The 14,300-nt window shown below is 44.7% G+C and carries 13 protein-coding genes; 9 read left to right on the top strand and 4 right to left on the bottom strand.

Translation table 11 applies throughout. The annotated features are described in order from the left end of the window. Positions 1-84: 84 nt before the first annotated feature. A complete protein-coding gene (locus AC58UU_RS08765) occupies positions 85-597 on the top strand; it encodes a deoxycytidylate deaminase (RefSeq protein ID WP_047672253.1) in 513 nt (170 codons plus the stop codon). A gap of 488 nt (positions 598-1,085) precedes the next feature. Beyond that, a complete protein-coding gene (locus AC58UU_RS08760) occupies positions 1,086-3,647 on the top strand; it encodes a DNA internalization-related competence protein ComEC/Rec2 (RefSeq protein ID WP_497314738.1) in 2,562 nt (853 codons plus the stop codon). 211 nt (positions 3,648-3,858) lie between these two features. Here AC58UU_RS08760 and AC58UU_RS08755 read toward each other — a convergent pair whose 3' ends face one another. The 3 genes from AC58UU_RS08755 to AC58UU_RS08745 are packed head-to-tail and all read right to left on the bottom strand — an operon-like array spanning position 3,859 to position 7,689. Further along, complete coding sequence (locus tag AC58UU_RS08755; RefSeq protein WP_497314736.1) at positions 3,859-5,037, bottom strand: Ger(x)C family spore germination protein; 1,179 nt, start codon at positions 5,035-5,037, stop codon at positions 3,859-3,861. Continuing rightward, positions 5,027-6,136: a GerAB/ArcD/ProY family transporter gene (locus AC58UU_RS08750; protein WP_497314734.1), complete on the bottom strand. Its 1,110-nt coding sequence runs from the start codon at positions 6,134-6,136 to the stop codon at positions 5,027-5,029. The genes AC58UU_RS08755 and AC58UU_RS08750 overlap by 11 nt, the downstream gene beginning before the upstream one ends. Then, a complete protein-coding gene (locus AC58UU_RS08745; RefSeq protein WP_497314732.1) occupies positions 6,133-7,689 on the bottom strand; it encodes a spore germination protein in 1,557 nt (518 codons plus the stop codon). The genes AC58UU_RS08750 and AC58UU_RS08745 overlap by 4 nt, the downstream gene beginning before the upstream one ends. A 349-nt stretch (positions 7,690-8,038) precedes the next feature. On the opposite strand from AC58UU_RS08745, the gene AC58UU_RS08740 reads away from it, so the two are divergent. From AC58UU_RS08740 to holA, 3 genes are all read left to right on the top strand, one after another. After that, positions 8,039-8,587 (top strand): RNA polymerase sigma factor, encoded by a 549-nt coding sequence (locus AC58UU_RS08740; RefSeq protein ID WP_056838612.1) that lies wholly within the window; start codon positions 8,039-8,041, stop codon positions 8,585-8,587. Further along, the gene (locus AC58UU_RS08735; RefSeq protein ID WP_497314730.1) at positions 8,584-9,789 is read left to right on the top strand and encodes an anti-sigma factor; all 1,206 of its coding nucleotides are present in this window, start codon (positions 8,584-8,586) and stop codon (positions 9,787-9,789) included. The genes AC58UU_RS08740 and AC58UU_RS08735 overlap by 4 nt, the downstream gene beginning before the upstream one ends. Positions 9,790-10,001: 212 nt before the next feature. Then, complete coding sequence (gene holA / locus AC58UU_RS08730; RefSeq protein WP_497314729.1) at positions 10,002-11,021, top strand: DNA polymerase III subunit delta; 1,020 nt, start codon at positions 10,002-10,004, stop codon at positions 11,019-11,021. Between the two features lie 75 nt (positions 11,022-11,096). On the opposite strand, the gene rpsT is transcribed toward holA, so the two are convergent. After that, the gene (gene rpsT, locus AC58UU_RS08725) at positions 11,097-11,348 is read right to left on the bottom strand and encodes a 30S ribosomal protein S20 (protein WP_028557986.1); all 252 of its coding nucleotides are present in this window, start codon (positions 11,346-11,348) and stop codon (positions 11,097-11,099) included. A gap of 196 nt (positions 11,349-11,544) precedes the next feature. Here rpsT and gpr point away from each other — a divergent pair, with 196 nt between their 5' ends. The 4 genes from gpr to AC58UU_RS08705 all read left to right on the top strand — a co-directional run bounded on the left by gpr (position 11,545) and on the right by AC58UU_RS08705 (position 14,265). Beyond that, positions 11,545-12,543 carry a GPR endopeptidase gene (gene gpr / locus AC58UU_RS08720; RefSeq protein WP_497314727.1) on the top strand — a complete coding sequence of 333 codons (999 nt, stop codon included), beginning with the start codon at positions 11,545-11,547 and terminating at the stop codon, positions 12,541-12,543. A gap of 135 nt (positions 12,544-12,678) precedes the next feature. After that, positions 12,679-13,152: a nucleotide-binding protein gene (locus tag AC58UU_RS08715; RefSeq protein ID WP_497314725.1), complete on the top strand. Its 474-nt coding sequence runs from the start codon at positions 12,679-12,681 to the stop codon at positions 13,150-13,152. Further along, entirely contained in the window at positions 13,149-14,126 is a 978-nt protein-coding gene (locus AC58UU_RS08710; RefSeq protein ID WP_497314723.1) for a TIR domain-containing protein, read from the top strand. Before AC58UU_RS08715 ends, AC58UU_RS08710 begins: the two co-directional genes overlap by 4 nt. Further along, the gene (locus AC58UU_RS08705) at positions 14,098-14,265 is read left to right on the top strand and encodes a hypothetical protein (RefSeq protein WP_307444445.1); all 168 of its coding nucleotides are present in this window, start codon (positions 14,098-14,100) and stop codon (positions 14,263-14,265) included. Before AC58UU_RS08710 ends, AC58UU_RS08705 begins: the two co-directional genes overlap by 29 nt. The last annotated feature ends 35 nt before the right edge of the window (positions 14,266-14,300 follow it).

The following is a 14,300-nucleotide window of genomic DNA, read 5'->3' as shown; positions in this document are numbered from 1 at the left end:
AAATATGAGAGAATACTAGAAATGAAAAAAAGGGGATCCGATGATTATATATGGGTCTTCGGAAGGAGGAGTCAGCTATCCGTTATGAGCAACCGTAAAGATTGGGATACTTATTTCCTCGATATAGCTTACATGGCATCAACACGATCAAGATGTAACCGCCGGCATGTGGGGGCAGTGTTGGTTCAGGGTAAGAAGCTGCTTGGGACAGCTTACAATGGTGCGCCCATGGGTGTACCCGATTGCACAGAGGCAGGCTGTATGCTTGTAGAAGAAATTGAGCTTAAAGTGGTGGATGATACCGAGGAAGTTATTCGTAAACAGCGGTGTATTAGAACGATTCATGCAGAGCAAAATTTGCTGTTGTTTACTGATCGAGAAGATCGCGAAGGATCAACTGTATACGTTACAGATCAGCCTTGCTGGACATGTGCTAATATGCTGGCCAATAGCGGTGTGATGGAAATCGTTTTCCATCGGGGATACCCTAAGGATCATGAGAAAGTAAGCCATTTGATGGAGGACAGAGGCATCGTTTTTCGTAGAATGGAAGGATATGAACCTCCGCCAGGCACTGTATCTGATGTTGTGAATTAAATATGTCTACTGAAACAAGAGGAAGAACCTTTTTCTAGAAGCAGCCGTTTGGGCTGCTCTGGGGAGAGGTTTTTTTGTTTGTTTATGCAGCTTGGAAAAAGTATGTATATCAAAGGCGCGGTAGCTGTGCGGTACCTACATTTTCATTGGAGTAAATACAGTGTAATGGCTATTCTGACTTGGGTTATTGTGCTTTCACTGGAATAATCCAATGGAATTTATGATTTTCCTTGAAAATTGGCTTTTTAAGAGACTTCTATTGGAATTACTCCAACAGAAGCAGTTTTTCGAAGCCTGAGTATGAAAAGCATTGTAAAAAATCCAATGGCGCAGATGAAGGATGAGGATGAAGGCGAATGATGAAAGATGAAGGATGAAGGATGAAAGATGAATGATGAAGTTCAATGTACAGATGGTTTCTTCAATTACGTAACTACTGTAAATGAATACAATTTGATTTTATAACATTCAAGAGGAGGGGGAAGCAAATGTATTTACAAATGCTAATGAAACGACCAGTTGTTATAGGATGTTGTCTGTGGATAACTGGCTACATGCTGGCGCTCTATACCGAGCTCCGTTGGTTATCTCTGATGACGAGCGCGCTGCTGTTAGCCGCGCTTATCGTCATCTATGCGCTGCGGCTGCCTGGCAGACAGCCGCTGTGCGCCTTGCTGCTGGTCGGAGTAGCCTATGCCTACTTCCAATGGACCGACCAGCGCAATGTCTCTGCGCTGCTGCCGCTGGCGCAGCAGCAGACCCTGGACGGCAGCGAGGTCACGCTGCTCGGCCGATTCTCCAGCCCTGTCACCGTCGACGGCGACAGGGCCAGCTTCACGATGGAAGCGGAATCCATCCGCTTCTGGGGCGCAGAAGCTTTCCCGCTCGGCGGGGAAAGCGTGCAGGTCTCGCTGCGCCTGCTCCAGCAGGAGCAGCAGGCGGTGGCGTCGGGCTGGCGCCGAGGCGACGCCTTAACGCTGCACGGGACGCTGCGCAGCCCGTCCCCAGCCCGCAACTTCGGCGGCTTCGACTACCGCCGATACCTGCGCCTTCACCACACCCATTGGCTGCTTTCAGCCAAAGGGGTGGATCAGGCGCAGGTCGAGCCTGCGGCTGCGCGCTTAAGCGTCGTCCAGGTGCTGCGCTGGAACGACGAGCTGCGCGGCGCCCTCAGCAGGCGCATGGACCTTATCTTCCCCGCGCAGCAGGCGGGGTTCATGAAGAGCATGCTGATCGGTCAGACGGACGATCTCGATCCCGAGCGCTTCCAGCAATTTTCGGAGCTGGGATTGACCCATATTTTGGCCATATCCGGCTTGAATATTGCTGTATTCCTGGGTGTATGTATATGGATCATGCGCCGATTAAAGCTGGCAAAGGAGACCTATTTGCTTATCTGTATATGGTTATTGCCATTCTATATCCTACTGACAGGTGCTTCCCCCTCCATTGTTCGGGCAGGACTCATGTCTATAATTGCCCTCTATGCAGCACGGCGAGGGCTCTTTAAGGATGTTTTGCATATTATGGCGATTGTCGCATGGAGCATGCTTTTGTGGGATCCATACTTCCTGCTGGATGTCAGCTTTCAGCTTTCATTTCTGGTTACTCTTGGTCTCATAGTTGGGGTACAAAGAGTCAATGATTTATTCGTTCCGTGGATTTCTTCCCCAATTATAAGAAATACGGCCTCCATCACGCTTGTTTCCCAAATGGTATCCTTTCCGGTATCTATCTATTATTTTAATCAGTTTTCTTTATTGTCTTGGCTAGCTAATGCCATCTTGGTTCCTGTTATCAGCATGATCGTATTCCCAGCTGGCCTGCTTGCTTTAGTTATGGGAATGGTTTATGTTCCTGCTGGAAAAAGCATCGGTTTGCTTATTTCTTGGTTAAACGAAGTGATTTTCTGGATGACAGACAAGCTTCAGCATTTACAGCAGTTTAAGATGCTGTGGCCGTCGCCAAGCTTACCCTGGATTACCTTTTATTATGCTTTTCTTATTTTGATATATGGATTATGTCGGAGCTTGTCTCAAAAAGCTGAAGGGAGGCCTCCGATTATTTTGGTAAGTGTCAAAGGCAAAAAGAATGTGAACTTATCAAAATGGTTAGTATGTGCGACAGGAGCTTTCCTGCTTTTGCTTTGGATGGGGTATTCGCCTGAGCGCTTCAACCGATCCGGTCTCGTTCAATTTATCGATGTTGGTCAAGGTGATGCTATACTGATTCGGACGCCTTATGGTCGACATATTCTGGTTGATGGTGGAGGGACTCTTACATTTAGGAAACCTGGTGAAGCTTGGAAAATTCGCAAGGATCCTTATGAAGTTGGCCAAAAGCTGCTCGTTCCGCTGCTCAAGAAGCGTGGTGTTCATCAACTTGATCTCGTCGTTCTCACACATGAAGATGCGGATCATAGTGGCGGTCTGCAGGCTGTTATTGCGCAAATGCCCGTCAAACAGTTTCTCTTTAATGGAACACTTAAGCCAGGGGCAAGCATAGAGAAATTGTTTGACACCCTCCTAACGCGAAAAGTGCCGCTTTTGCCTGCGAACATAAGCAATTGGATTCAGATCGATCCGCTTACTAGATTGCAGGTCCTGTATCCTTTGGAAAAAGATAATCGGCTCATCGAAATTGTCAAAGAACAGAATGCGCAGTCTGTTGTTTTTTTGCTCGAGATGCAAGGTACACGTTGGTTATTTACGGGGGATATGGAGAAAGAATCTGAAGCTGTTGTGGTTGATTATTTAAAAGAACATCCTTCGTTAATTGATCAAGAACAACATAATCACAAGGTCGATGTACTGAAAATTGCTCATCATGGCAGCAAAACATCGACGACACCAGGGTGGCTCGACTTCTGGAAGCCTTCCTGGGCCGTCATATCCGTAGGAGCTATGAATAGTTATGGTCACCCATCACCTGATGTATTAAGGCGTTTGGATGAAAATGAGGTGCAGGTATTGCGAACAGATCAAATGGGGGAAGTGCAACTTGAAGTCCGCAAAGAAGGGATTTACTCCCGTGTTAAAATAATGGATTAATTAACATCTGAATGGCCTCTATCCAGAGTTGTTAGATTGTTGATCTTTGTGTTCTTCTGCTATAGGCTCCTGTTTCCACGGTGGATCCCCATGCGCATGCAGCTCTTTATATATCCAATGAACACCGAAGGGAATGACGAATGAGAGAATGGTACAGATCAGTATCATCCCTGAAGGGAACCTTCCAATGAGAGAAAACCACATACTTGCATTACTCCTTTGTCGTTTTGATTATATTTCCGATTCGCCTTATAATGACTTCTGTCTGCACGTTAATCTCTGATTGTGTGAATATATTTAATCCCTGATCCCAATCATTTGCGATTGGTTTCCATAATTTATAATGATTTTGAAATAGATAAGCACCCAGCCCCAATGCATCCTTTTTATAAGTTTGTTGGAGTTTTTTAATTGCTTTGAGGGTATTGATTTGGACTGCATCTTCCAGGCTTTTCTCCAAATTTTTAATTGTTTCTGATTTAGAGGTATCATAATCGGAAATCGCTTTATCAATAACCCCTTCAGTTGCGAGTTTAATGTTGAACCTGAACTTTGTTGGATTAAGCTGTTGCATTGTAATTTTACTTTTCGCTCTTTCCACTCGGAAGGCAAAGGTGTGATCCTTAATCTTACCTTCGATGATACCGCCTTTCACTTGCTCAGTGACGAAGTTCAACCCTTGTGTTTCATCACCTGTCAAGAATCCGACCATTTCCTTGGTATGACCATCGAATATTGCGGATCCGGTCATCGCAACCCCTTTTTCTTCCAATTTAACGGTTTGAATAGCAAAGCTTTCATACTTGACCAAATATTCATGGACGTCACCTATTCGTGATTCGGGTAACATGTAATTGGTTTTTCGATCGTTTCTGGCAATAGATGTAATATAATCGATAGGTGTTGGTTCATTAAAAGTAGGAATATCTAATATATCCGAGGCTTTTCCATTGGCAATTAATATTTGAACGCCTCTTCGCATTTCACTATTTCGTAAGAAGAAGTCCAACAAGTCGGCGAAAATTTTATCGTCTTTGGCTAATTCGCTGGAAATGATAATGATTTTTAGATGTTCAAAATAAGGGGAGCGACTCGTCCTGCCTGCCAATTTCGAGCTAATGGCAGGCATGGAGTTTTCGGTTGTGGATAAATTAAAGTAGGCTTTATTGGAACTGCCAGATCCACTTTTTCCTTGACTGCTTTGTTTCAGCCCACTAGGTACGACAATCTGATAGGTTCCTTTGAATTTGTGTTTCTGGGTATTGCTGTAATCGATCGCAACACCGACTACAAACCCCCGCTGGTCAATTTCTATACGATCCCAGCAGCCTGTTAAAAGGAAGAGGATGCAGATTAGACTGGCCCAGCAGCTCCTTTTTTTAAGAAGCATCACTATTCACTCCTCGAATTTTGGCAGCAACGTGTATGAGGATAGGAAACATAATGGCGACAATTAATCCGATATAACTAATGATACTGCTTATTTCATCGAAATCAGCTAAGTTTCGTGGAAACATGCAAAGTATATAAATGAACGGATTTAATATGAACACCCATGTTTTTTTCTTTGTTTTATTAAAGACAGACATTAGCAGATAGATGGAACAGTCAAAGGCCATAATGGTCGTAGTGAAGACAGCCATAATCCAAATTGTAAAAAATATAGATTCAAACCGTTCAAAGAATGCGCCTGGAATTTGCATTTCCTTGGCAAGCTCAATGGCGGGATACGTGATTTGTTGAAGGGCGAAATGTGAAAATACACCAACGCAAGCAAGGTAGATTACTGTATATAGTACAACTGGAATAGCTACACCGAAGACAACCGCTTTGGGGGCTTTCTTTGGGTGATTCATTAGGGTGATGTAAATTAAAATGACTTCAAAACCAAAGAGTGAGAATGCGCTGGTTTGCATTCCCTTTGCCAAACCTTTCCAATCCGAGATCAAAAACGGTTTTAAATCGTCCAGGTGAAATATACCCATGCTAAAAGTGAGTACGACAATTGAGATGACGATAACAATGGGCAAAAATAAAATATTAAGACGAATAATACCGACTCGGCTGCCAGAAACGGCATATACGACGACCAGTAAGAAGGTTAAGGATATCGCTTCAACAGGAGTCCGCTCAAATAGATATTGTTTGGAAATATTAGCAATAGCCCTAACTTCATAGGCGCTATACAGGATAAAGTAAAGGGTGAGAGAAAGGATGGCAATGAGGGCGATAGGCTTCGTAACGGCTGCTGAGGCATAAGCAAAATAACCTTGTTTGCTAAAATGAGTCGCAATTTTGGCTAGCAACCATGCTGAGCCGATCGCAAGAAGACCTGCAAGAAGCATGGATACCCACCCATCAGATGATTGTACCGTTTTTGCTAGTGCCCTCGGCAGAAAGAGTATACCTACGCCAATAATCATGGATGAAATCGTGATGACTATATCCACGAAACCGATCTCACTATCGCCATATTCAAAAGATTTCATCCTCTGTTTCTCCTTCCTTTCATTCTCTGATCATTTTTAGTTTGCATCATTTTTGGCCGCTTTGTTACGAATTGCAGGGGTGATCTTAAAATGAGATCTTTCCAGTCCCGTAATAAAATTGGCGCAAAAGGGGTGGAGTATGGAACGCCAAAGCTCTTCAGATTTACCAGGTGGATATTGATCATGATGTAGGCTAAGATGATCCCGTATAAGCCTAAAAAAGCTGCGGCCAACATAATGCTGAATCGCATGACGCGCAGTGAAATGGCAAACGAATAAGAAGGCAGCGAGAAAGAAGATATTGCTGTAACAGCTACAACAATAACCATAACGGGACTGACCATGCCGGCAGCCACAGCAGATTCTCCAATAACTAAACCGCCTACGATCCCAATGGTTTGGCCAATTGGTTTGGGCAGTCGGAGTCCTGCTTCTCTAAGAAGTTCGAGCGTGAATTCCATGGCAAAGGCTTCAACGACTGCAGGGAATGGCACGCCTTCCCGAGCTCCTGCGATGGAGAAAGCTAACTTAGAAGGGATCATTCCATGATGGAATTCGAGCAAAGCAATGTAAAGAGCTGGCAAAAAGGTAGCTATGAAAGCTGATATTAATCGGAGAACCCGAGTCAGCGTCGAGATGAGCCAATTCTGATAGTAATCTTCGGGCGACTGCAAACTTGAAGCGAATGTAATCGGCAATATGAGGACAAAGGGGTCTCCATCTACAAGAATGGCAACTCGACCTTGGAGAAGTGCGCCAGATACTCGATCAGGTCGTTCTGTATTCATAATGAGTGGAAATGGACTAAGGAAGCTGTCTGCTATCCATTGCTCCAAGTAACCGGACCCTTCGATATCATCTATGTCTACGGTCTTTATTCTGCGAGTAACTTCTTTCACAAGGTCGGGATGCACAATGTCAGCGATATAAGTGACGATCACTTCACGTCTACTTCTTTGCCCGATTTGATAGGTGTCAAAAACAAGGTTGGTTTCTTTAATTCTTCTTCTAAGCAAAGCGGTGTTCGTACGTATGTCTTCTGTAAAACCTGCTCTTGGTCCCCGAATGATCGATTCTGTTTGTGGTTCTTCAATCGAACGAGTTTTCCAACCGCAGCTGGAAATGATGATGCATTGTGCAAGATTGTTGAATAGAAGAAGTGTATCGCCAGATAGAATGGCCATTAAAGCGTCGTCCAGAAGTTCAACTGTTTCTAACTCATAAGCCGTTAGGATTTGCTGCTTTAGTACGTTTATTAATTCCGAAGATGAGGTAACAGGGTGATCAAAGGAATGAAGCATCGGGCTTAGTAATTGCTCATTAATCATCGCTATGTCGACCAAACCATCAATGCTGACTATTGCACACGGATATTGGTCTGTACCAATTGTAAACTGTCTAACGAGTAGATCGCTTGGATGGTGTAGGATCGTCTGAATAGTAGTCAAATTTTCTTGCAATGACGAAGATAACGGTTTACTGGAATCTGAAGTGTTTGGCTGGGGATGAACCTGAGGGGTTCGGTTCCTTCTGCCAAATAATTGTTTGAACATGATGCAGCCCCTCCACTTTCGAATAGCTCATCTGTAATATTTACCACTTCCGTTAGAATTAATCGGTTATGGCAATTTCTTAGGCGGTACTATCCAAACATAGTACTTTCCCTTCTTTTAAAAAAGCTTACAATGGAGAGTAATTTGATTGATGAGAGAGAGGGGAGGACGGTTTGTGAGGAGAACGTGAAACTAATCGGTCTAGCATACGTCTAATAACAAGTGTATTTATTTCAGGAAGTTTGTTATTCTGGTAGTTGCAAGACTGCCATCGTTTTTTTATTCTAAAAGAGTTGCAACCTTATGAGACGTTGTTGCGTCTGTAAGATTGCAAGAGGGAGGGATCCCAGTGGTAGCACCCGAACTGGTAAGATCTGCACAAGCCGGTGATCGTGATGCTCTCATTACCCTATTGCGAGAAATTGAGTCTCACGTTTACCGAACCGCTTATTATATTTTGAATAATGAACAGGATGCCCTCGATGCTTCACAGGAGGCACTCCTTCGGATTTATACAAAAATTAATTCCTATGAAGAAAAAGCGCTCTTCAAGACGTGGGTACAGCGGATTGTAACGAACATCTGCATCGATAAATTTCGCAAAGCGAAACCAACGGTTTCGATTGATGAGCATGATATGACCTTTACAGCAGAGCATAATGTTGAACAGGAAATGTTAATTGGCTATTTAGCCAAAGATATTAGAGAAGCAATCGAAAAGCTTCCCGAACACCATCGATCTGTTGTTGTTCTCCGTTATTTGCAGGACTTTTCGTATCATGAAATTGCAGAATCTCTTAACTTACCGTTAAACACGGTGAAGTCTTACTTATTTCGAGCTAGACAGCAATTACAGTCGCTGCTCCAAGAATATCAGAAAGGAGGTGTTCGGGGATGAATTGTCAAGAGGTGATGGAATTTATGCAAAGACAGCTGGATGGGGATTTAGATGCAAAAGAGGAAGCTGAACTTCATGCTCACCTGATGCATTGTTTGGACTGTGCACAGATGTTTGAACGTTTACAAAGATTGTCCGATGAACTGACCCAGTTACCAAAGGTCGTTCCTCCATACAGTTTGGTCGATGCTATCATGCCGCAGCTGGCTGATATAGATAGACATGCCGCGGCGTCCATTACCGACAAGGTGGCTGCTTTCGGCACCCATGCTAACCAGACAGCTTCTGTGCAGCCTCCCAAACTCCCTTGGACACGCCGTTTAGGATCACAGTTCTCCTGGAAATTCGCTGGTGGTGTCGTTGCCGCAGGTCTCATCCTTGGTTTCTTCGCATTTAATCTGAAGCATCCTATACTGGATCAAGCAGATGGTTTGCTGCAGCCAAAGGCTGCATCTGAGAATCAGAGTGCCGGACAAATGCGCAGTACGGCAGCCTCCGATCCAAATGCCGCACAAGATACTGTCAAGAAAAAGGCAGCAGACAGTGCAGACGCGAAACAGGTGGCACCTAATGCTCCGGCCGCTGAGTCATTCGGGCAAGAGAAAGCAGTGCCGGATTCAACGACGGGAAATGGGCTAGTGGGGCCGCAAGCTACAACAGATGCGAAGCTGGAGGAGCCACAAACGCTGAGTACATCTGGGACGACGAAAGGTACGGATGGTTTGCGTCAGGCGCCTTCTACCTCAGAGCCTGAACGGATGAAAGATTCGGCTTCCGCTGGGACTAATGTGAAGAAGGAATCGGACCCTGTATCGACGAATCCGCCGGCCAGCAATGTAACTCCAAATAACCCGCCGGAAGAGCAAAAGGTATTGAAAACGACGGATCCAACTCCTACGCCAGTTGCCAAAAAGGGTGGAGATGTTGGAGGCATATATTCTTTGACAGCACCTATCGATGCGAATACGTTAAAATCAGCAACGGGCGCTTTCGAGGCTGTTGTTGAAGAGCAGCATGTCGTGATCCGAAACAGCTCTACCCACGAAGTGGTTTTTGCGTCCAAGCAAGTTTGGAAGTCTGGTGATCTTATCACGCTAGTAGAATGGTCTAAGGACGACAAAATATTTTATCAAGTTCAAAGCGAAGGCTCACTTCACACTTTTCTCATTGATTTAAATGCGAAAGAGGAAGTAGCTAAGTAAATTTGTGATACGAATGCACCAATGTGACGGTTCTAGCGTATGCTGTAGGATAAGGAAGCGGCAATACTTTGGTGGTGTCCACACGGTATAAGGTTTCTAGAGCCTTTAACCGGTGTTTAAATAGACAAACAAAGGGATTACTTCAAGGTCTTCGGGCTTTGACGTAATCCCTTTGTTGTTGGTAAAATGTAAGCAAGGAGTGAACGCTAGCTATGGACGCAAAGAGAGCATTGAAAGATATACAAGCAGGGCGCCCTGCACCGGTTTATTTGTGCTACGGTCCTGAGAAATATAAGATGAGGGAATTTATTCAGGTATTAACGGATTTGCTCATTGAACCCGAGCACAAAGAGTTTGCAGTGAGTAAATTTGATTTGAGTGAGATTAGTCTCGCTGCGGTGCTGGAGGATGCGGAGACCCTTCCCTTTATGGTTCCGAAGAAGCTAGTTATCGCGAAGAATGCACTGTTTTTCACAGGGGCGAAGGAAAGTTCGAAGATTGAACATCACTTGGATCGTTTGACGGATTATTTGAAATCTCCAGCGGAACATACCGTCGTGGTGTTTACAGTAGATGCAGATAAATTGGACGAGCGTAAGAAGATAGTGAAGGCACTCAAGGACCTTGAAGCGGCGGTTCCCTTCCTATCATTGAGCCCAGAAGAATTGCAGCAATGGGTCGCCAAACAAGCTCAGCAGCTGGGGTTTACGTTAACGGGGGAAGCCGCCGATCAACTGATCTTATACACCGGCGGGAATTTGCAATCCTTATCCGCAGAAATTGAGAAGATTTCTTTATATGTTGGAGTCGGTGCGGAAGCATCGGTTGATGTAATCGATCAATTGGTAGCCCGCAGTACAGAACAGAACGTCTTCATTCTTATAGAAGACATTGTAAATGTAAGGCTGGAACGTGCCTTCGTTATTCTTGAGGAGCTGCTGAAGCAGCGTGAGGAGCCAATCAAAATCGCGGCGCTCATCGCAAGACAGTTCCGCATCATGCTGCAGGTGAAGGAGCTAAGTAAACAAGGCTATTCCCAGCAGCAAATGGCTTCACAGATCGGTTTGCATCCCTTTGCCGTGAAGGTGGCTGAAGGGCAGGCGCGCAAATACGATATTGAGAAGCTGAGCAGAATTATGTCGCAGCTTGCGGACCTCGATTTCCAAATGAAAACGGGGAAAATCGATAAAGTGTTAGGTTTGGAGTTGTTCCTTCTTAGGCTTGCTGCCTAGGAGGGCGGCTTTTCAAAAAGTAAAAAGTCCAGCTCTCTGTGAAGAGAACTGGACTTTTGCTTTATGTCCGTTTTATTACGCTTGAGCCGTAAGAGCGTTCAGCTTTTTAGCCAGACGGGACTTCTTGCGGTTAGCGGCATTTTTATGGATTAAACCTTTAGAAGCTGCTTTGTCTAATTTCTTGGAAGCGTTAATTAGAGCTTCTGGGCTTACAGCTGTTTCGAAAGCTTTCACCGCAGTACGCAGAGCGGACTTTTGGGAAGCGTTACGAAGACGGCGCTTTTCGCTAACTTTTACTCGTTTAATAGCGGATTTAATGTTTGGCATGAAATTCACCTCCTACTTACAAAACACGGTTCAACGTTACATTTGTTTGTTTGCTGACAACTTTAAGTATTCTACCATGCAACTATTGAAAATGCAAGACCTGTCAATAGGTTTTCAGTGGTCTTTGTTTTTGTATAAGTGGTTGTAAATCGTAGCACAATAAGGGATGCAATGCACCTGAGAAAGGGGAACTTCAATGGACTTAGGCTCTTTTACAACACATACGGATCTTGCGCTAGATGCAAGGGATATGGCTCATGCAGCCAATCAGGGGCAACCGATACCTGGCATTGAACAGGAGTCGACACGTGAAAACGGGATACGAGTTACCAAGATCAACGTTCTGAACGAAGAGGGCTCCAAAGCGCTTGGTAAGCTTCTCGGTCATTATATAACGATAGAAGTACCTGCGCTTCGGGAGAAAGACAGCCAATTGCAAGACCGCGTCGCCACCAAATTAGCTCAGGAGTTTGAACAGTTTCTGCGTGACATCGGCATCCCCAAGCATGCAAAAGCGCTCGTTATCGGTCTGGGCAACTCCAATGTGACACCCGATGCGCTTGGTCCCCTAGTTGTGGATAACGTAATGGTCACTCGTCATTACTTTGAATTAGTTCCGGATGATGTTAGTCCAGGGTATAGGGCTGTCAGCGCTGTAGCGCCAGGGGTGCTTGGAACAACGGGGATTGAGAGCAGTGATATCGTTCAGGGGATCGTTGATATGTCCAAACCTGATTTCATTATCGCCATTGATGCGCTGGCCTCCAGATCCCTAGACCGCGTGAATACGACTATTCAAATCGCGGATACGGGCATTCATCCAGGCTCAGGCATCGGAAACAAACGCAAGGGGTTGACGAAAGAAAACCTTGGCATTCCCGTGGTTGCTATTGGAGTCCCGACCGTTGTGTATGCATCGACCATCGTGAATAATGCCTTTGACCTGATGCAAAAACATTTTAGCGAGCAGACGCGAAATACAGGGCAGATCCTAGGCTTGCTGGACGGTATGCAGGAGGAAGAGCGCCTAATGCTTGTGAAAGAGGTGCTAAACCCCGTAGGACACGATTTGCTTGTCACGCCGAAGGAGATCGACCAGTTTATTGAAGACATCGCCAATATTATTGCTAGCGGCTTAAACGCTGCCTTACACGATGCCGTAAGTGTTGATAATGTTGCGGCTTATACGCACTAAATGATTTTAAGAACTGTGTCCACTAAATGCGTGGATGCAGTTCTTTCTTTTTGTTCATTTTTACGTAATTTGGAAGGAATAAGGAGGGGGGCGTCGAAATAAGGGACGATCAACTTAAATGAGGACGTGGTTCTGTTGAGCAGCACACATAAAGCGAAGCTATTCATAGGGTCATCTGCTGAAAGTGTTGAAGTAGCAGAGGCTTTGCAGTCTAATCTCCATTTTTCATTTGATGTAACGGTTTGGAGTCAATTGCTATTCCCTCCTTCACATACAACCTTGGCTCCACTTATTAAGCAGGCGAAGTCTAGTGATTTTGCTATCTTTGTCTTCCAACCTAATGATTTGACACTTTTGAGAGATTCATTGGTAAGCACAGTACGTGACAATGTTATTTTGGAACTCGGTCTATTTATTGGACAAATAGGTCTAGAGCGAACGTACTTTCTAATTCCGGAAAAAGAAAAATTACATATAGCCTCCGATTTAATCGGCCTAACGCCACTTACCTATGATGCGAATCATTCCTCTGGGCTAATGGCCGGCCTAGGACCGGCAACTTTCGTTGTGAAGCAAATGCTCAAAGAGTTAGGGCTGAGAGAGAAATGAAACCAAAGATATTTATAGGCTGCTCCCCCGCAAGTTCGCTCTGGGCTGAATTCTATCAAGCGCAGTTGTCGTCTTCATCCGAGGTTACGGTTATTAATCAGGGTGTGCTTACGGCGTCCAATCATAAATTGAAAATGCTAAAAAAGCATATCGAAGAGACGGACTTTGCCCTTCTTATTATCACGCATGCAGATTGTCATGATCCCTTGGTTTACGGTAATATACTCGTATTGATAGGCCTTTGTATCGGAGAATTGGGCCACAGCCGCACGTTCATAGTGATGTCTAGGAGTTGTGAACTGCCTGAGTATCTGGAGGGTTACAACCCGCTGCGAATCGATGATCAGCAGGCCATTTCGGGAATTGCGGAGCTAGCAGGTCCTCACCTCTACCCGATTAAACATAGTATCGGTGTTCATAAGAATCGGTTCAAGCTATCCGATATGAAGAAGAACGATGCTATACGCAGTTTTTTATTCGACGCCTTGGATTCACTTAGTGTATCCAGTGTGGATTATGATCGCGTATTGGATAAATTCCATAAGACATTTGATACAAATTGTGGTATAATTGAGCTCCAAGAAGTGACTGCGGCAACGCTCTTTGAGCTTCTCGAAGATGGTATCACCTTGCAGCAGTTTGGCCGTGCTGGTCAGGTTAGTAATAACCACAGTTTCAACGTCAATGACCCAACTAGCTACCTAGCTGAATGTTACCGGGGCAAGGATACGAACATCTACCTGGGGCAAGCCAAGGATAAAGAAGATGGCGAGTTTGAATACATTTACTGCATTAAGCTGCATCCGACCATTGTTTCATCCATACATTTCAAGACAAGGACGGATATTCCCGCGCGCAATCATCATCAAGTTATGATGGAGTTATCGGAAAGAAATGCGAAGCTCGTGTCTTCACTCAAATCCATTGTGAAAGGAAGGATTATTTATGCTGAAGCACATGAAGAAAGTTCGTAACCGACCAACCACAGACAATAAACATAAACCGAGTGACAAGACGCTGCTCAAATTATATAACGGACCCACTGTTCTGAATAAAACGAGTGGGGTAACGATTGTGGCCAAAGGGTCATTTGATTTCGAATCTCTCGCGTAGCATTAATAAGATAAACCTAAGAACCCCGCAAGGGG

The sequence above is a fragment of the Paenibacillus sp. JT22N1 genome (assembly GCF_059692155.1).
The sequence above is the reverse complement of the archived record's forward strand: the minus strand, read 5'-3'. Positions and strand labels throughout refer to the sequence as shown.